Below are 17,858 nucleotides of genomic sequence, written 5' to 3'. Positions count from 1 at the left end.
GTCAGGGGCGGCTGCCGGAGAGCCGGCGGCGGGCCTTCTCCCGGATCGGCTCGGGCAGCTCCGGGGCGTCCAGCAGCCGGGGCAGCAGCTCCGGCTCGAGGCTCATCGCCCGGAACACCTGGCCGATGGTCACCCCGTGCGCCGGGCGCTCCACCACCTCGACCGGGTCGCCGGCGCCGACCTCGCCCTCCCGCAGCACCCGCAGGTACGCCCCGGGCGCGGCCCGCGCGGTGAACCGCTTGATCAGGTCGGGCATTCCCCAGAAGCCGGCGAAGGTGGTGCACGGCGTGCGCGGCTTGGTGACCTGGAGCAGCGCGTCGCCGATGGCCCACTGCTCGCCGATCACCGCCCCGGTGACGTCCACCGCGTAGGTGCTGAGGTTCTCGCCGAAGCCGCCGGGCCGGATGCCCCGGCCCAGCTCGGCCGCCCACCAGTCGGCGTCCTCCTCGGCGTAGGCGTAGATGGCCTGGTCGGGGCCGCCGTGGTGGGCCCGCTCGCCGATGAAGTCGCCGGCCACCCCGTCGACGCGCAGCAGCACCGGCCCGTCGACCGGGCGTTTGTCGATCCCGGTGCGACCACTCGGGTCGCCCGCCCATTCCGCCTCGGTGACCACGCCGAGGTTCACCGCCGCCAGCCTGCCCGTCATGGCGGTGAGCCTAGCCGGGCGGAAACCCGGCCGGGCACCCCCGGGATCAGCCCTTGACCGCGCCCGCCACCAGGCCGGCGACCATCCGGCGCTGCACCAGCAGGAAGAAGACGATCACCGGCAGGGTGAACAGCGTCGAGGCCGCCATCACCGACCCCCACGCGGTGTCGTCCCGCCCGAAGAAGAAGGTCATGGCCACCGGGAGGGTGTACTTGTCCTGGTCGTTGACGAAGGTCAACGCGAAGATCAGCTCGTTCCAGGCGGTGATGAAGGAGAAAATGCTGGTGGCCACCAGGCCCGGCGCGACCAGCGGGAAGAGGATCCGCCGGAAGGTCTGGACTCGGCTCGCGCCGTCGATGGCCGCCGCCTCCTCCAGTTCCTTGGGCACCGCCGCCACGAAGCCGCGCAGCATCCACACCGCGAACGGCAGCGAGAAGCCGAGGTAGGTCAGGATCAGGCTGGGCAGGGTGTTGTAGAGCCCGAGCCGCTGGATCATCAGGAAGAGCGGGATGACCAGCGCCTCCAGCGGGATCATCTGCACCACCAGCAGCAGGATCAGGAACGTGGTGCGCAGCCGGAACCGGAACCGGGCCACCGCGGTCGCCGCGAGCAGCGCGACCAGGCCGCTGAGCAGCACCGTCGCCAGCGCGACCAGGGCGCTGTTGAGGAAGAAGTCGGCGAACGTCACGCCCGGGATCAGGTTGCCGGTGAGGATTTCCCGGTAGTGCTCCAGGGTGGGCTCCGCCGGCACCGGGCGCGGCGTGGCCGAGAAGATCTCGCGGTTCGGCTTCAGCGAGGTGGCGATCATCCAGTAGACCGGGAAGGCCGCGAAGAGCGCGACCAGCAGGCCGGCGCCGTTGAGGGCGAACTTCTTCACGACTCGTCCTCCTGCCGGAGCACCATCCGGACGTAGACACCGGTCACCACGAGCAGGATCAGGGTGAGGATGACGGCGATGGCCGCCCCGAGGCCGTACTTGGGTGGCGGCGAGAACGCCTCCGCGTACGAGTAGATGGAGAGCATGAACGTCGGCCGGTCCTGGGTGCCGCCGGCCAGCACGAACTGCTGGGTGAAGACCTTGAAGTCCCAGATCGTGGAGAGCACGACCAGGATGCCGAAGACCGGCCGCAGGGTCGGGAAGGTGACCGACCAGAAGACCCGCCACGGCCCGGCCCCGTCCACCCGGGCGGCCTCCTGCAACTCGCTGGGCACGCTCTTCAGGCCGGCCAGCACGCTGACCGCGATGAACGGGAACGAGTGCCAGACCACCACCAGGGTCAGGATCGAGAAGAACAGCAACGGGTCGTTGAACCAGCCGTAGCCGGTCCAGTCGGTGCGCCCGAAGACCGCGGTGGAGAGCCCGTCGGGAAGCTTGTTGAACAGCCAGGTGACCAGGCCACTGGTGTCGTCGAAGATCCACTTCCAGACGATGGTGCCGGTCAGCGCCGGGGTGGCCCAGGCCAGCATCACGCAACTGGCGACGAAGGTGGCCATCCGCTTGCCGAGCCGGTTGAGCAGCAGCCCGACCAGGGTACCGAGGATCATCGTCAGCACCACGTTGGCCGCGGCGAAGAGCACCGTGTTGCGCAGCACCGTACGGAAGAACGGGTCACCCAGGATCTGGGTGTAGTTGGCGAACCCCACCCACGGCCACTCGCGGTCCCCGCGCAGCTGCCGGACGCTGTCCAGCTTGAAGAAGGACATGCCCACCACCTGGCCCAACGGCCAGACCAGCAGCACGCCGATGATCACCAGGCAGGGCAGGAGCAGCAGGTAGGGCAGGCGGTCCACACGGCGACGCCGCCGCGCGGGGGTCTCCCGCGCGGCGGCCGTCCCGGTGGCCTCGATCAGGGTGCTCACTTGGCGTTGAGGATGCTTTCCATCTCGGTGGCCGCGTCGGCGGTGGCCTTCTCGACCGTCTTCTGGCCCTTCATGACCGAGCTGTTCATCGCCTGGGTGACCGTCTTGGTCCGGCTGACCTCGACCCACTTCGGGGTGAGCGGGGTCAGCTTGGTGTTCTGCATGGTGGTGGCGAACGCGGCCATCACCTTGTCGTTGGCGTAGTTGCCGCCACCGACCAGGTCCTTGTAGACCGGGAAGAAGTTCAGGCTGCTGGCGAACTCCTGGTCCTTCTGCTTGCTCAGCAGCACGGTCAGGTAGTCCCAGGCCAGGGCCTGCCGCTTGCTGTCCTTCCAGAGGGCGATGTCGGAGCCGCCCGCGAAGGCCGGGGCCGGCTTGCCGTCCGGGCCGGGGATGGGGAAGGTGCCCCAGACCTTCTCGATCTCGGGGTTGTCCTTCTTCATCGCGCCGCCCTGCCAGCTGCCGGCGAAGGCCATCGCCGCCTTGCCGGTCGCGAACTGGGTGCGGGCGTCGACCTCGTTCCAGCCGGCGGCGGCCGGCGGGGCGACCTTGTGCACGGTGACCAGGTCGGTCCAGAACTTGACCGCCTTCTGGGCCTCCGGCGTGTTGTAGCCGGACTTCCAGGTGTCGCCGTCCTTGGTGGCGATCTCCGCGCCAGCACCCCAGAGGAAGGAGTAGAACGGCAGCTCGGAGTTGCCCGGCAGGGCGATGCCGTAGGTGCCGGGCTTCTTCGCCTGGACGGTCTTCGCGGCGGTGACCAGCTCGTCCCAGCTCGTCGGCGGCTTCACGCCGGCCTCGGCGAACCAGTCGGTGCGGTAGTAGATGGCCCGCACGCCCGCATACCACGGCACGCCGTACTGCTTGCCGTCGAGCTGGGCGTTCTTGACCAGGTCGGGAAGGATGTCCTTGCCCTCGGACCAGCTGCCGAACTTGTCGGTGACGTCGGCGAGTGCCTCCTGCGCCGCCCAGCCCTGGGTCTCGGTGTTGCCGAGCTCGGTGACGTCCGGCCCCTCGCCGCCGGCGAGCGCCGCCTGGAACTTCTTCGGCGCCTCGAGCCAGGGGATGTACTGGACGACCACGTCGGTCTCGGGGTGCTTCTTCTTGAATTCGGCCTCGACGCCGTCGAGGAACTTGGTCTGGGCGTCGCCGCCCTCACCCATCATCCAGACCGTCAGTTTGCTGTTGTCCGCGGCCTTGTCGTCGCCCGAGCCACCGCAACCGGAGAGCACCATCGCGGCCGAGGCCACGATGGCGGTGACCGGCGCCAGCCGCTTCCACCTGTTCACGCCCATATCTCCCTCGCGCCGTTTGGCACTAACCTTCTCCGCCGCACCTTAGTAGGAAAAATTCCTTTACGACAGGGGGTAACCGCGCTGGCCGGAGCGAGGCGACCGTATCGCAGGGTGCGGGGGCGGGGGCAAGCGCGCCGTACGGGCAGGTCGCGGGCATCCGGGGCGCACGCACGACGCGGGCGCCCGACCGGAGGGTCGGACGCCCGCGTCAGCAGACGAGGTGCGGATCAGTACCGGGAGACGCTCCGGCGACGACCCACGCCGGCCACCAGGGCCACGGCGATGGCGGCGAACAGGACCTGCAGCAGCAGCTCCCGCCAGTCGATGCCGGCGGTGTCGGCGAAGCCGGAGGCCCGCGCGACGATCGTGCCGAGCAGCGCGGCGCCGACGCCGATCAGCATGTGCAGCCACATCGGCATGTTCTGGCGGCCCGGAACGACCAGGCGGCCCAGAGCGCCGACGATGAGACCAACGATGAGCGCGGTGATGATGCCCCAGACGGTGAGCTCCACGGTCGCTCCTCCTTCAGTAATCGAGTCACACGGTGTCGTGTGGTTCCTGTCGTGACCGCTAAATGCCCGACCGGGCGAAATTCCAAACCGACTCCGGTGACGAACGGCGCGACAGGCCTCCGAACAGGACCGTCACGCCCCGGCGACGCTCACCGAGGCATGACGCGGCGGCCGGCCGGCACGACGCGAAGCGGGCGCCCGACCTTCGGTCGGGCGCCCGCTTCAACGGTTCAGGGTGTGTCAGTACCGGGAGACGCTGCGGCGACGGCCCACGCCGGCCACCAGGGCCACGGCGATGGCGGCCACCACGACCTGGACCAGCAGTTCCATCCAGTCGATCCCGGCGGTCTCGGTGGCGATGCCCAGTGCCCGGGCGATGACCGTACCGAGCAGCGCGGCGCCGATACCGATCAGCATGTGCAGCCAGATCGGCATGTTCTGGCGACCCGGAACGACCAGGCGGCCCAGAGCGCCGACGATGAGACCAACAACGATGGCGGTGATGATGCCCCACACGGTGAGCTCCACGGTCGCCCTCCTTCTCAAGAAGTTTTCACACGGTGTGTGTGGTTCCTGTCGTGACCGCTAAGTGCCCGACCGGCCGGAAATCCAAACCGACTCAAGCCCCCGAAGGTCGCGGAACGTCGATGTCCACACCGCGCGTCGATTCGCGCCAGCGGCGGCCGCCCGCAGGTGGGAGCGGGCGCCGGCCGGTCCGGCGGCGGCGGCCCGGACCCAGGAAAATCATCGACGGTACGGCCGGGAACGGCCGACGCCCCGCGTGGAGGACCCGGGTTGCGGGTCGCTCCGGCGGGGCGCCGGGTCGCGGGTGACGACTACTTCTTGCCGGGGGCCTTGCCGTCCCCGGAGTCGGAGGAGAGCGCGGCGATGAAGGCCTCCTGCGGGACCTCCACCCGGCCCACCATCTTCATCCGCTTCTTGCCTTCCTTTTGCTTCTCCAGCAGCTTGCGCTTCCGGCTGATGTCACCGCCGTAGCACTTGGCGAGCACGTCCTTGCGGATCGCCCGGATGGTCTCCCGGGCGATCACCCGGCTGCCGATGGCGGCCTGGATCGGCACCTCGAACTGCTGGCGCGGGATCAGGTTGCGCAGCTTCGCCGCGATGCTGACGCCGTAGTTGTACGCCTTGTCCTTGTGCACGATCGCGCTGAACGCGTCCACCGGCTCACCGTGCAGCAGGATGTCCACCTTCACCAGGTCGGAGGCCTGCTCGCCGGAGGGCTCGTAGTCGAGCGAGGCGTAGCCCTTGGTCCGGCTCTTGAGCTGGTCGAAGAAGTCGAAGATGATCTCCGCGAGGGGGAGGGTGTAGCGCAGCTCCACCCGGTCCGCGGAGAGGTAGTCCATGCCGAGCAGGCTGCCCCGGCGGCCCTGGCACAGCTCCATCACCGCGCCCACGTAGTCGTTCGGGGTGAGCACGGTCGCCCGCACCACCGGCTCGTACACCTCGGCGATCTTGCCGGTCGGGTATTCGCTCGGGTTGGTCACCACGATCTCCTGGCCGTCCTCGGTGAGGGCCCGGTAGACCACGTTCGGCGCGGTGGAGATCAGGTCGAGGTTGTACTCCCGCTCCAGCCGCTCCCGGATGATCTCCAGGTGCAGCAGGCCGAGGAAGCCGCAGCGGAAGCCGAAGCCGAGCGCCCCCGACGTCTCCGGCTCGTAGTCGAGCGCGGCGTCGTTGAGCTTGAGCTTGTCCAGGGCCTCGCGCAGGTTGGGGTAGTCGGACCCGTCGATCGGGTAGAGGCCGGAGTAGACCATCGGCTTCGGGTCCTTGTAACCGCCCAGGGCCTCCGTCGCCGGCCGGGAGTTGATGGTGACGGTGTCACCGACCCGGGACTGGCGGACATCCTTCACGCCGGTGATCAGGTAGCCCACCTCGCCGACGCCGAGCGCGCCGGCCTTCTGCATCTCCGGCGAGATCACCCCGATCTCCAGCAGCTCGTGCACCGCACCGGTGGACATCATCTTGATCCGGTCCCGGGCACTGATCAGGCCGTCGATCACCCGGACGTAGGTGACCACGCCCCGGTAGACGTCGTACACCGAATCGAAGATCATCGCCCGGGCGGGCGCGTCGGCGTCGCCGACCGGCGGCGTGAACTGCCGGACGATCTCGTCGAGCAGGTACGGCACGCCCTCGCCGGTCTTGCCGGAGACCCTGATGCAGTCGGCCGGGTCGCCGCCGATCAGGTGCGCCAGCTCCTCGGCGTACTTCTCCGGCTGGGCGGCCGGCAGGTCGATCTTGTTGAGCACCGGGATGATCTTCAGGTCGTTCTCGAGCGCGAGGTAGAGGTTGGCCAGGGTCTGCGCCTCGATGCCCTGCGCGGCGTCAACCAGCAGGATCGCGCCCTCGCAGGCCGCCAGGGACCGGGACACCTCGTAGGTGAAGTCGACGTGGCCCGGGGTGTCGATCATGTTGAGCACGGCCTGCTCGCCGGCCCGGTCACCCTCCCGGATGGTCCACGGCATCCGGACGGCCTGGCTCTTGATGGTGATGCCGCGCTCGCGCTCGATGTCCATCCGGTCGAGGTACTGGGCACGCATCTGCCGGGGGTCGACCACGCCGGTGAGCTGCAGCATCCGGTCGGCCAGCGTCGACTTTCCGTGGTCGATGTGGGCGATGATGCCGAAGTTCCTGATGCGCGCCGGGTCGGTGGCACCAGGAGCGTTCGCGCCGGGATCGAGCGTCGGTGGCACAGCGGTCCGTTCTGGTCGGCTGACGTGAGCGGGCCGGCACGCCGCCGGCCCCCTCTATGTTCCCACGTCGCTCCGGACGCGGTCCGATCACTCCTGGGTGCCGCCGAACCCCGGACCGGTCACTCCTCGGGCGGCTCGACGAAGAGGGCGGCGAGCCGGGGCAGCCGGCGACGGGCCTCCTCCTCGTCGTCGAAGTCCCAGAAGTCGTTCAGGTCGGGCACCGGCACCGGGTCGCGGCCCGCCGGCAGCTCCGCCGCGGTCGCCTTCCGGTACGCCTCCCAGGGCACCGCGAGCATGGCCTCGCACCGGAACTCCTCGCCGCTGAGCGCGGCGGACCGGACCCGGGGCAGCTCCGCCAGGGAGTCCGGGTCGGTGACCGCCGGGGCGAACACCGCCCGGCCCTGGGTCATCAGCCAGCCGCGGAAGAACTCGAAGCCGTCGTCGGAGGCGCCCCCGTTGATCAGGTAGGCCGCACCCCACAGGTCCACCCGGTAGGAGGCGGCGAGCACCCGCCGCTGGTGGTGGGCGTACCCGACGATGTCCTCCGGGTCCCGCTCGGCCAGCAGGGCGACCGCCCGGGCGGCGACGGCGTCGGGCTCTCCCCCGCCACCCTCCCGGGCCCGGTCGATCAACTGCCAGAAGTCGTCGGTCCGCATGGCTGGCAGTCTGGCAGAGCCGACCGACAGGCGACGGTCGGCACGACCGGGCGGGCGCCGGTCGGGCAGCATGGGCGGGTGCCCGCGATCTCGCTGCCCCCGGTGCCGTACGACGCGACCGCCGTCCGCCCCGACTGGGCCGCGCTGCCGGCCGGCCTGCGGGACGCGGTCGCGGCGCGGCTCGGCGGCCCGCCGGTCGCGGTCCGGGTGGCCGGCGCCGGCTTCACCCGCGGCTTCGCCGCCGTGCTGGCGACGGCCGACGGCACTCGCGCCTTCCTGAAGGCGGCGTCGCTGACCGAGCAGCGGCACCTGGTCGACTGGTACGGCCACGAGGCCGCCGTCCTGGCCCGGCTCCCCGCCGGTTTGCCGGTCCCCCGCCCGCGCTGGGCGCTGGCCGAGGCCGGCTGGTACGCGCTCTGCCTCGACGCCGTCGACGGCGCCCCGCCCCGGCTGCCCTGGGACCCCACCGAGCTGGCCGCCACCCTCGCCGCGTACGCCGACGTCGCGGCGGCCCTCGCCGACCCGCCCCCGGAACTCGTCGGGCTCGGGCTGCCCCGCCTCGCCGACCTGGCCCGCGACGACATCCTGTGGTGGGGCGAGGTGGCCGCCGGCCGGGAGCCGACACCCGAGCTGCCGCCCTGGGCCCGGGCGCGGCTGCCGGAACTGGTCGCCCTGGAGTCCCGCCTCCCGGCGTACGCGGACGCCGCGGCGACCGGGCTGATCCACTGCGACCTGCGGGTGGACAACGTGCTGATCGACACCGCCGGCCGGGCCTGGATCTGCGACTGGAACTGGCTCTGCCACGGGCCGGCCTGGTTCGACCTGGCCGGCCTGCTGATCACCGGGTACGCCAGCGGCCTCGACGCGGACGCGGCCTTCGCCACCCACCCGGCGGCAGCCGGCGCCCCGCCGGACGCGCTCGACGTGACCCTGGCCGCGCTGTCCGGGTACTTCCTCACCAGCGCGGCCGCCAGCCCCTCCTCCGCGTCCCCACACATCCGCGCTCACCAGCGGTGGAGCGGCGAGCAGGCGCTCGGCTGGCTGGCCGCCCGGCGGACCTGGGGCTGAGCCGTTTTGGCTCGTCCCGACCGACCTGGTAACCTGGCTCTTCGCGCAGCGATGACGCATGCTCGTCGCGCGTGGAAGCAGACCAAACCGAGCTATCAAGACGAGGCTGTCGCGTGGCGAACATCAAGTCCCAGATCAAGCGCAACCGGCAGAACGAGAAGCGCCGGCTGCGTAACAAGTCGGTCAAGTCGTCGCTGAAGACCGCCATCCGCAAGTTCAACGAGGCTGCGGAGGCCGGTGACGCCGAGAAGGCCACCGTCCTCATGCGCGACGCCGCCCGCAAGCTGGACAAGGCCGCCAGCAAGGGCGTCATCCACGCCAACCAGGCGGCGAACCGGAAGTCGGCGATCGCCAAGCGCATCGCCTCGTTCTCGGCCTGACAAGCGCCTGTAGATCTGCCGGAAGCCCCGGGCACTGACCCGGGGCTTCCGGCTGTCCACGTATCCGGACCGGCTCCGCGCGGGCACGTCGGCCGGGTGCGCCTCCTTCCCCGCTGAGCCAGGGGGACCCCCGCCGCTCGACGGCCGGTCGGGTCAGGGCATCGGGTCGTGGCGAACCGGGTCCACCCACGTGGCGCCCTCGTCGTACCGGACGACCTGGTCGTCGGGGCGGGCGGCCCGCAGCGTCGGGTCGGAGGCGGGGACCACGCCGGGGAGCGCGCGCGGGGCGGACGGCACCCGGGCCCGGCCGACCACCGGCTCCATCTGCCGGCGGAACCGGTCCCGTTCCTGCTCCGGCACCAGCGCCGCAGTGCGCACCACGACCTCGGCGACCATGTCGTTGAGCTTCACCATCGCCGCCACCGCGACCGGCAGCACCAGCACCGCCCACCAGGTGACCAACTCGGCGAGAGCGAGCAGCACGGCGAGCGCGACCGAACCCTCGAAGAAGAAGAAGCACAGCACCCCGCCCGGGTTGACGAACCGCAGCCCGAGCAGCCGGGCGTACAGCGGGCGGTACCGATCCTGGTCGGTGGGGACCATCGCCCAGCCCGTCCGGGGGGATCGGATCACCGGGCGCCGCCCTGCCGGGCGGCGGCGACGGAGAAGACGGCCCGCTCCAGCGCGTACGCCCGGTCGTCGGCGCCGCCCTTGACGGCGGCGTTGCACTCGGCAGCCGCACGCATCGCCTGCACCAGGCCCTCCGGCGTCCAGCCCCGCCCCTGCCGCTGCGCCCGCTCGATCTTCCAGGCCGGCATGCCGAGGCTGCTGGCCAACTGGTACGGGCTGCCCCGCCCGGCGGAGGCCACCCGGGCCACGGTACGGACGCCGTCGGCGAGCGCGTCGGCGATCGGCACCGGGTCGACGCCGACGTGCAGCGCCCAGCGCAGCGCCTCCAGCGCGGCGGGGACGTCGCCGACCATGGTCGCGTCGGCGACGGTGAAGCCGGTCACCTCCACCCGGCCGCGGTAGTAACGGGCCACGGTGTCGGCCCCGATCCGGCCGTCGGTGTCGGCGATGAGCTGCGAGCAGGCGGCGGCGAGTTCCCGCATGTCGGTGCCGACGGCGGCGATGAGCGCCTCGGCGGCGTCGTCGGTGCACCGGCCGCCGCCCCGGCGGAACTCGTCCCGGACGAAGGCGACCCGCTCCCGGTGCCCCTTGAGCTTGGCCGCCGGCACCACGGTCGCGCCGGCCGCGCGCAGCCCGTCAGCGAAGGCCTTCCCCTTCGCGCCGCCGAGGTGCAGCACCACGAGCTGCACCTCGGGGTCCGGGTTCTTCGCGTACGCCAGCAGCGCGGTGACCAGGTCCTTCCGGGCGTCCTGCCCGGCGCGGAGCACGAGCACCCGCCGGCCACCGAACAGCGAGGGGCTGAGCATCTCGGCGATCTCCCCCACCGCCAGGCTGCCGGCCTGGTACTCCCGGACGTCCACGTTCGGGTCGACGGCGCGCGCCGTCGCGACGGCTTCGCTGACCGCGCGCGTGGCGAGCAGCTCCTCGTCGCCGAGGACGAGCAGAATAGGGGGCAGGCTGGCGGGGGTCACGCCGCCCATATTCGCACGGCCCTCGACCGGATCGTGCCTGGTCATCGACGACTGTGACGGCACAGCCCGCGCTCAGCGCGAATCCCGACATTCGAGTCGATCCACCTGCTATCGAAACAAACTGCCTCCATCAGTTGTCCAGCCTGTCGGCACGGACATGTCCGGCTGTCCGCGTGTCCGGGCCGTTGTCCGGGTCCCGTGGTCCTCGACAGGTCCGGGTGTCCGGGTGTCCGGGCAGCTCCTCACGAGGCGGGAACCTCCGGGATCACGGGTACGGCCTCCAGCTTCACGACGGCCGGCGTCAGGTGCACCGTCGCTGCGCCACGGCCGCTCGTCTCGGTCGCTCTCTCCCGGTGCTCGCCTTCCTGCTGCGGTCCCCGCCGGACGTGGCCCGCTCCGGCGCGCTCAGGAAGTGCCGAACCCACCGCCGCTCCATGCTCCCGTCCCGGGTGACCGACGCGGAGCGCGCGGCGTTGGACAAGGCGGCGGAACAGTGCGCGAGCGCTTGGAGCAGATGGGCGAGCCGGCCCCGGAGCCGGTCCGTGGAAGGCGAACGACACAGCGTCGGGGCTACTGCCCGGCCTGCGCGAGCGACGCGGCGGAAGCCGCCTGGACCCGACTCATGGAGGCTTCCCGATGATCTACCCGACCGATAAGCGCGTGCGGTACGCCCCGTCCCTGGCCGTGTGGATCGTGGACACGCAGGAGAACCACACGGTGGGTGCGGATCAACTCTTGGCCGCGATGACGGTCTACGCCACCGAGTCCGGGGACATGCCGGACGGGTGCACCTGCGCGCCGGAATCCTTCAGCATCTCCCCCATGACCGGGGTGACCGCCAGTCCGGCGCGAGTCCACCGGCTCGGCCAGCAGGGTGGAATCGCCATGTACGGACACGGCACCGTGCCGGAGAACGGCGTGGCACCGGAGCGGGGCAACGCGCAGCAGTGCCCGCACGCGGACGCGGGCGGAGAGCGGCAGGCGCGCAAGCTGGCGAAGGCTGGCCGGTGGGACGACCTGTACGCGCTCACCGAGCCGTTCCCGGCCGCGCCGGGCACCCTCCAGCCGGCCGCGCCGGGTAGCAAGGCTCCGGCCGCGTGGCAGGGTGAGCCGCTGTCCGTGTCCGGGGTCGGGGTGATCCCCGACCGGCACGTCCACCCGTCCACCCGGGCGGACCTGGCCAGGCTCGGCACGCTCGCGGCGGAGGCCACCCGGCTCGGCAGCGAGGCGCGCAAGGCGCAGGCGGCAGCGGCGCATGGACCCATGGAGGTCCGGCGGCTCGCGACGGAGGCTGCCATGTCCGGCAAGGCGCTGGACGCGGCGGAGGTGGCCCGGATGGTCCGCGAGCGGCAGGAAGCGGCGGAAGCCGCGCAGGCGGTGGCGAACGGCACCCGGGACGCGGTGGACACGGTGCGCCGCGAGGTGGCCGCCGGGATCGCGGAGCGCCGGGCGGAGTGGCTGACCTACCTCCACGGCCAGGCCACCGCCGGGCTGGCGCGCCTGGACCTCGTGGTGGCGGAGCTGGAGGCTGCGGTGGAGAACCTGGCAGAGATCGATCGGGTGCGGCAGACCGTGGAACAGGCCAACTCCGGCCGCCTGTTCTCCGCCGGATCCATGATCGTCGGTAACGCCGTGGAGGCGGCCAGGCGGAGCCGGGAGCGGGCGGCCACCGCGCTGGCCGGGCTGGAGCGGAACGCGGCGAAGGCGAGCAAGGCGTCTGCCTGAGCCACCTGGACGAACGGCCCGGACCCTGCGGACGGGTCCGGGCCGTTTCACTGCGCGTCCGGGTCAGCGCCTCGCGCCTGGTGCGGCCGGTGCTCCGTGATCCACGCTTCCACGTCCTCCACGAGCCACACCGCTCCCCCGGCCAGCCGATCGAACGGCTCCGGGAAGTCGGGCCGGCTCGTGATCTGCACGACCCGAGCGCGGGACACCTGGAGGCGTTCCTGTAGCTCTGCGCTGCCGTACAGCCTGCGGACCATGGATCGACGCTATGCAACACGAGACTGTCATATCTGACACCTGTCGGACTTGACACTGACGGGTGCGACAGGTCACGGTGGGTGGCGAAGGCACCCCGGCTACGTGACTGGTCTCCGTGGCCGGGGTCCGCCGTTTCTACGGAGGGACCGACCGTGCCCATGGATGACGGACCGATCACACCGGAACTCGTGCTCTGGACAGCCAAGCGGGTGATCACGGCGCACTCCGAGCCGGCCAACCCGCACCGTGCCACCGGCCGCTGTGCGCAGTGTCGGGACAACGGGTGCGACATGCTGAGTTGGGCGATCGGGGTGGTCAAGGCCCACCGAGATTCCTCCGCCGCGCACTGACGGACGCGGCAGGGGAACTGAGCGCCAGCTCGAGGCGTCAGGGCTGCCGCCCCGGTCGGGTGCCGCGGGCCACCACCGCCAGGCCGCGCCGGTCCCGGATCACGGCGACGTCCCCGTCGGTGTCGGTCCGCAGCACCCGGGCCCCGGCGCGGGACAGCCGGGCCAGCAGCCCCGGATTGGGGTGGCCGTAGTCGTTGTCGGCGCCGACCGAGACCAGCGCGACCGACGGCCGGACCGCGTCGAGGAACTCGGGATCCTGGTACGCGGAGCCGTGGTGGGCGACCTTCAGCACGTCGGCCCGGAAGGCCCCGGACGGCAGCGCCTCCCGCAACGCCCGCTGCTCCTCGGTCTCGGCGTCGCCGAGCAGCAGGATCCGCACCCCGGCCACAGTGGCGGCCAGCACCAGGGAGTTGTTGTTCGGGTCCGACCGGCTGCCCCGCACCGGGTACGGCGGCCCCAGCACGACCAGCTCCACTCCCCCGGCCCGCCAGCTCCCGCCCACCGCCGCCGTACGCGTACCCGCCGAGCCGGCCAGCGCGGCGACGCGTACCTGGGACGCCCCGAAGGCCGGCTCGGACCATTGGGGGGTCAGCACGCCCGCCACCCGGCGGCCCCGGAACACCCCGGCGACCCCGCCGACGTGGTCGGCGTGGAAGTGGCTGACCACCAGCAGCGGCACCTCGCGTACGCCGAGCCGACGCAGGCAGCCGTCCACCCCGGCCGGGTCGGGGCCGGCGTCGACGACCACCGCCCGACCGGCCGCGACCGGGAGCACCAGCGCGTCGCCCTGCCCGACCGCGCAGGCCACCATCACCCAACCGGGCGGGGGCCAGCCGCCGGCCAGCAGCCGGACGGGCAGCGTGCCGAGCACCACCGCGACGGCGCACACCGCGACGAGCCGCCGGACCAGCGGCCGCCGGGTGGCGAGCAGCAGCGCCACGGTGAACCCGGCCAGCAGCAGGGCCCCGGTCACCCCGCCGGGCCAGGGCAGCGTCCCGGCCGGCAGCCCCGCCCCGTGCCCGGCCACGGCCACCAGCCAACGGGCCGGCCAGCTCGCCAGCCAGGCGGCGAACTCGGCGCCGGCCGGCCAGACCGGCGACACCACGGCGGCGGCGACACCGAGCACCGTGGCAGGGGCGATGGCCGGCACCGCCAGCAGGTTGGCGGGCACGGCGACCAGGCTGACCGTCCCGGAGATGCCGGCGACGACCGGGCCGCAGGTGAGCTGGGCGGCCGCCGGCACCGCCAGCGCCTCGGCCAGCCCCACCGGTACGCCCCGGCGGCGCAACGCGTCCCGCCAGCCGGGTGCGAGCAGCAGCAGCCCGGCGGTGGCGAGCACGGAGAGGGTGAAACCGGCGTCGCCGGCCAGCTCCGGGTCGGCCAGCACCAGCACGGTGACCGCGGCGCAGAGGGCGGGCAGTGCGGCCCGGGGTCGGCCGGCGGCGAGCGCGGCCAAGCCGATCGCCCCCATGGTGGCGGCCCGGATCACGCTCGGCGACGGTCGGACCAGGACGACGAAGCCGATCAGGGCCAGCGCGCACGCCACGGCGGCCGTCCGGGGTCCGGCCCGGGCCCAGCGGGCGAGCAGCAGCACCGCCCCGACGACGATGGCGACGTTCGAGCCGGAGACCGCGTTCAGGTGCGTCATGCCGGTGGCCCGGAAGTCAGCCTCGACGGTCGGGGTCAGCCGGCTGGTGTCCCCGACGACCAGCCCGGGCAGCAGACCGCCCGGCTCGTCGGGCAGCGGCTCGCAGGCGCGTTGCAGTCCGGCGCGGAGCGTGCCGGCGGCGCGCTGGAGCCACGGCGGCGGCCCGTGCGGGGTGGGTGGGCCGGTCACGGTGAGCACCGCGGCGGTCAGGTCACCGCCGCGCGGGGCGGTCAACCGGCCCTGCGCGGTCACCCGCTGCCCGGGGAGCAGCCCCCGCCAGGCCGGATCGCTGGCCAGCACCAGGCCACGGACCGGTCCGGCCACCCGCCGGCCGTCCCGGCCGGTGAGGCGTTCAAGGTCGGCCCGGACCAGGAGGGTGGCCGGCCGGCCGGCGGCGCCCCGGACGGGCCGTGGGTCGTCGCGGACGACCAGGTCCACGGTGACCGGGGCGCGCTCGTCGACCAGCGCCCGGATCGGGGCCGCGTCGCGGACCACGACGCGGGCGGCGGTGGCGCTGGCCCCGCACACGACGCCGACCAGCACGGCGACGGCGATCCAGCCGTGCCGTCGGACCTGGGCGGCCGGACGGCCGAGGGCACCGAGCAGGTCGGCGCCGAGGAGCGCGGCGAGGACGGCGGCGACGGCGGCCACCATGGTCGTCCCCGCGGCGGTGAGCTGCAGCCCGGCCAGCGCGGCGAGCCAAGCGGCCACCGCCATCCCGGCCAACCGCAGGTCCGGGGCTGCCTCCCCCGCCTCGGCCCGAACCGCCGGGACGTCCCCGTTGCCGGTGCTCACACCGTCACCAGATCCTTGAGCTGCTCGTACCGGGCGTCGCCGATGCCCTCGACCTGACGCAGGTCCGACACCGACCGGAAGCCGCCGTGCTGCTCACGATGGTCGAGGATCCGCTGGGCGAGGACCGGTCCGACCCCGGGCAGGGTGTCGAGCTGGGCGAGGGTGGCGGTGTTGAGGTTGACCGGCCCGCCGGGTGCCGCCCCGGCCACGGCCGGCCCCGCCGCACCCCCGGCCGCCGGTCCACCGGGCTGCCCGGCCAAGCCGGGCGGGGCGGTAACGCCGACCAGGACCAGTTCGCCGTCGGTGAGCTTGCGCGCTGGGTTGAGCAAGGCCACGTCCACGCCGGGCAGGGCGCCCCCGGCCGCCTCGACGGCGTCGGCGACCCGGGAACCCGCCGGCAGCCGCACCAGCCCGGGGCGGCGTACCTTGCCGGCGACCGCGACCACCAGCTGGCCCTTCACCGCGCCGGGCGAGCCGGCGGGGGACGGCTCGTCCGGCGCGGCGACCGTCGAGACCGGCCGGACGGGCTCGACGTGCGGCCGGGACCGCCAGGCCCAGAGCCCGGCCCCGAACACCACGACCAGGGCGACGGCGACCAGCGCCCGCACGCCGCGCCGCCCCGGGTCGAACGCGCCAGGGCCGGGCAGGAGGGCACGCCGACTCGAAGCCTTTTCGTCGTCCCCGACGGCGGCCGGGGGCGGGGCGAACCGGTCCCCGACCGCGGCCGGGGACAGGATGAACTGATTTCCCGCCGCGAGCTGGGGCGAGGTGGACCGGCGCGGGCCGGACGAGCGGCGGGGGCCTGAGGTAGCCGCCGCCAGCGGGTCCGGTGGGACCGACCAGGGCAGCTCCGGCCCGACCGGACGGGCCGACTCCGGCGGAATTGAGCCGGACAACTCCGGCCGGTCCGCTTCGGGCGGCTCCGGCGGGACCAACCCGGGCAACTCCTCGGACCCGGTACCGAGCCCCGAGTCCGGGAACGGATCCGGCAGCGGCTGGTGGGAGCGGGCCGGGGGAAGCAGGTCGAACGTGGGCCAGTCGGGTGCGATCGCCAGCGCCGGATCAGCCGGTTGCCGACGGATCCGGGCAGCCGGATCGGGACCGGCGACCGACGTGCCCGCATGGACCGGTGACCCGGGCGCCGACCTCGACGCGTCGGCATCAACCGGCGGACCGGACACTGAGCCCGGTCCGCCCGCGCCGTCGCGCGGGTCAGCCTCGGACGTCGGCGGGTCGAACAGTCGGGACAGCCGCTGCCGCACCCGGCTCTCCTCGTCATCTGGCACGACGCGAGGCTAGGGCGGACGAGCGGCGCCGCTCACCTCCGCGCTCGTCTCCTGTGGACAGCGGGGTCTGCTGTGGACAACGCCCTGATCATGCCGCGACGTGGTAAGGGACGGGCGGGCTCAGCGGCGGCCACCAGGTCGGGCGCGGTCAGCCCTCCGCCGCCGTATCCGTCCCCGGGCGGCGGTGGATCACCACGCAGGCCAGGCCCGGCCCGGCGTGCGCGGCGACCACCGCGCCGGCCTCGGAGACGTACGTGTCGTGCAGGCGGTCGCCGAGCCGGTCGGTCAGTGCGGCGACCAGTTGTTCGGCCCGCTGGGGTGCGGCGAGGTGGTGCACGGCGAGGTCCACCTCGGCGTCGCCGGCCGCCTCGACGGCCAGGTCCACCAGGCGGGCCACGCCCCGGCTGGCGGTGCGCACCTTGTCCTTGAGCACGATCGCGCCGTCCGGCATGTGCATGATCGGCTTCACCGACAGGGCGGTGCCGAACAGCGCCTCGGCGGCGTTGATCCGGCCACCCCGGCGGAGGAACTCCAGCGTGTCGACGTAGAAGAAGATGGTGGTCCGGTCGACGGCGTCCAGCGCGGCCTGCCGTACGGCGGGAAGGTCGCCGCCGCGCTCGGCGGCCGTGGCGGCGGCGAGCACCGGGAAGCCGAGACCCATCCCGGCGGAGCGGCTGTCGACGACCGTGACCCGGTCGCCGACCTCGGCGGCGGCCAGCCGGGCCGCCTCGACCGTGCCGGAGAGCTCGGCGGAGAGGTGCACCGAGACGACCCCGTCGACGCCGCCGGCGAGCAGCGAACGATAGACCTGCGCGAACTGCTCCGGGGACGGCCGGGACGTGCTCGCCGAGACCCGCCGGCCGCTGAGCGCCCGCGCGGCGTCGGCCGGGGACGTCTCCACCCCCTCCAGCCCCTCGGCGCCGTTGAGCACGACGGTCAGCGGGACGACGGTGAGCCGGTGCGCGCGCACCAGCTCGGGCGGGAGATAGGCGGTGGAGTCGGTGACGACCGCGACGGGCATGCCCGGCACGCTAGCCGATGTGGCTCCGGCGTGCCGGGGCCGTTCG

17 protein-coding genes are annotated in these 17,858 nt (G+C 73.1%); 3 read left to right on the top strand and 14 right to left on the bottom strand.

The genetic code is table 11. From position 1 onward, the window contains the following. Position 1 precedes the first annotated feature (1 nt). From OG799_RS00295 to OG799_RS00260, 8 genes are all read right to left on the bottom strand, one after another. Positions 2–646 (bottom strand): MOSC domain-containing protein, encoded by a 645-nt coding sequence (locus OG799_RS00295; RefSeq protein WP_406041868.1) that lies wholly within the window; start codon positions 644–646, stop codon positions 2–4. Positions 647–692: 46 nt separating this feature from the next. After that, positions 693–1,523, bottom strand: coding sequence for a carbohydrate ABC transporter permease (locus tag OG799_RS00290; protein ID WP_406041866.1), 831 nt, complete (start codon positions 1,521–1,523; stop codon positions 693–695). After that, positions 1,520–2,506 carry a carbohydrate ABC transporter permease gene (locus OG799_RS00285; RefSeq protein ID WP_406041864.1) on the bottom strand — a complete coding sequence of 329 codons (987 nt, stop codon included), beginning with the start codon at positions 2,504–2,506 and terminating at the stop codon, positions 1,520–1,522. The genes OG799_RS00290 and OG799_RS00285 overlap by 4 nt, the downstream gene beginning before the upstream one ends. Continuing rightward, a complete protein-coding gene (locus tag OG799_RS00280) occupies positions 2,503–3,792 on the bottom strand; it encodes a sugar ABC transporter substrate-binding protein (RefSeq protein ID WP_406041862.1) in 1,290 nt (429 codons plus the stop codon). Before OG799_RS00280 ends, OG799_RS00285 begins: the two co-directional genes overlap by 4 nt. 233 nt (positions 3,793–4,025) lie before the next feature. Next, a complete protein-coding gene (locus tag OG799_RS00275; RefSeq protein ID WP_089013026.1) occupies positions 4,026–4,310 on the bottom strand; it encodes a GlsB/YeaQ/YmgE family stress response membrane protein in 285 nt (94 codons plus the stop codon). Between the two features lie 240 nt (positions 4,311–4,550). Continuing rightward, entirely contained in the window at positions 4,551–4,838 is a 288-nt protein-coding gene (locus tag OG799_RS00270; protein ID WP_406041860.1) for a GlsB/YeaQ/YmgE family stress response membrane protein, read from the bottom strand. Positions 4,839–5,146: 308 nt separating this feature from the next. Continuing rightward, positions 5,147–7,024, bottom strand: coding sequence for a translation elongation factor 4 (lepA, locus tag OG799_RS00265; protein WP_406041858.1), 1,878 nt, complete (start codon positions 7,022–7,024; stop codon positions 5,147–5,149). Positions 7,025–7,143: 119 nt separating this feature from the next. Beyond that, the gene (locus tag OG799_RS00260; RefSeq protein ID WP_406041856.1) at positions 7,144–7,680 is read right to left on the bottom strand and encodes a DUF4240 domain-containing protein; all 537 of its coding nucleotides are present in this window, start codon (positions 7,678–7,680) and stop codon (positions 7,144–7,146) included. A 78-nt stretch (positions 7,681–7,758) separates the two neighbouring features. On the opposite strand from OG799_RS00260, the gene OG799_RS00255 reads away from it, so the two are divergent. Then, the gene (locus OG799_RS00255; protein WP_406041854.1) at positions 7,759–8,748 is read left to right on the top strand and encodes a phosphotransferase; all 990 of its coding nucleotides are present in this window, start codon (positions 7,759–7,761) and stop codon (positions 8,746–8,748) included. Between the two features lie 113 nt (positions 8,749–8,861). Further along, the gene (gene rpsT / locus OG799_RS00250; protein ID WP_406041852.1) at positions 8,862–9,128 is read left to right on the top strand and encodes a 30S ribosomal protein S20; all 267 of its coding nucleotides are present in this window, start codon (positions 8,862–8,864) and stop codon (positions 9,126–9,128) included. A gap of 153 nt (positions 9,129–9,281) precedes the next feature. On the opposite strand, the gene OG799_RS00245 is transcribed toward rpsT, so the two are convergent. Both OG799_RS00245 and holA read right to left on the bottom strand, forming a co-directional pair. Next, positions 9,282–9,758, bottom strand: coding sequence for a hypothetical protein (locus tag OG799_RS00245; RefSeq protein WP_406046159.1), 477 nt, complete (start codon positions 9,756–9,758; stop codon positions 9,282–9,284). Further along, on the bottom strand, positions 9,758–10,738 hold the full coding sequence (holA, locus tag OG799_RS00240) for a DNA polymerase III subunit delta (protein WP_406046158.1): 981 nt from the start codon (positions 10,736–10,738) through the stop codon (positions 9,758–9,760). Before holA ends, OG799_RS00245 begins: the two co-directional genes overlap by 1 nt. Before the next feature lie 627 nt (positions 10,739–11,365). Between holA and OG799_RS00235 the strand changes: the two genes are divergently transcribed. Further along, the gene (locus OG799_RS00235; RefSeq protein WP_406041850.1) at positions 11,366–12,454 is read left to right on the top strand and encodes a hypothetical protein; all 1,089 of its coding nucleotides are present in this window, start codon (positions 11,366–11,368) and stop codon (positions 12,452–12,454) included. Between the two features lie 47 nt (positions 12,455–12,501). On the opposite strand, the gene OG799_RS00230 is transcribed toward OG799_RS00235, so the two are convergent. The 4 genes from OG799_RS00230 to OG799_RS00215 form a co-directional block, all read right to left on the bottom strand. Beyond that, positions 12,502–12,711: a helix-turn-helix transcriptional regulator gene (locus tag OG799_RS00230; protein ID WP_406041848.1), complete on the bottom strand. Its 210-nt coding sequence runs from the start codon at positions 12,709–12,711 to the stop codon at positions 12,502–12,504. Positions 12,712–13,099: 388 nt separating this feature from the next. Continuing rightward, entirely contained in the window at positions 13,100–15,427 is a 2,328-nt protein-coding gene (locus OG799_RS00225) for a ComEC/Rec2 family competence protein (protein ID WP_406046157.1), read from the bottom strand. A gap of 74 nt (positions 15,428–15,501) precedes the next feature. After that, positions 15,502–16,353, bottom strand: a complete 852-nt coding sequence (locus OG799_RS00220; protein ID WP_406046156.1) for a helix-hairpin-helix domain-containing protein — start codon at positions 16,351–16,353, stop codon at positions 15,502–15,504. 586 nt (positions 16,354–16,939) lie between these two features. Beyond that, the gene (locus OG799_RS00215) at positions 16,940–17,812 is read right to left on the bottom strand and encodes a DegV family protein (RefSeq protein WP_406041846.1); all 873 of its coding nucleotides are present in this window, start codon (positions 17,810–17,812) and stop codon (positions 16,940–16,942) included. Positions 17,813–17,858: the final 46 nt, after the last annotated feature.

This window comes from Micromonospora sp. NBC_00898 (assembly GCF_045207895.1).
In the GTDB taxonomy this organism is placed as follows: domain Bacteria; phylum Actinomycetota; class Actinomycetes; order Mycobacteriales; family Micromonosporaceae; genus Micromonospora.
This window is presented reverse-complemented; position numbering and strand designations above follow the sequence as displayed.

Bases quoted from the DNA above. Each gene is read 5' to 3' on its own strand.
- OG799_RS00260 (WP_406041856.1), bottom strand. From the start codon at position 7,680: ATGCGGACCGACGACTTCTGGCAGTTGATCGACCGGGCCCGGGAGGGT.
- OG799_RS00230 (WP_406041848.1), bottom strand. From the start codon at position 12,711: ATGGTCCGCAGGCTGTACGGCAGCGCAGAGCTACAGGAACGCCTCCAG.
- OG799_RS00225 (WP_406046157.1), bottom strand. From the start codon at position 15,427: ATGGCGGTGGCCGCTTGGCTCGCCGCGCTGGCCGGGCTGCAGCTCACC.
- OG799_RS00215 (WP_406041846.1), bottom strand. From the start codon at position 17,812: ATGCCCGTCGCGGTCGTCACCGACTCCACCGCCTATCTCCCGCCCGAG.
- OG799_RS00295 (WP_406041868.1), bottom strand. From the start codon at position 646: ATGACGGGCAGGCTGGCGGCGGTGAACCTCGGCGTGGTCACCGAGGCG.
- holA (WP_406046158.1), bottom strand. From the start codon at position 10,738: ATGGGCGGCGTGACCCCCGCCAGCCTGCCCCCTATTCTGCTCGTCCTC.
- OG799_RS00235 (WP_406041850.1), top strand. From the start codon at position 11,366: ATGATCTACCCGACCGATAAGCGCGTGCGGTACGCCCCGTCCCTGGCC.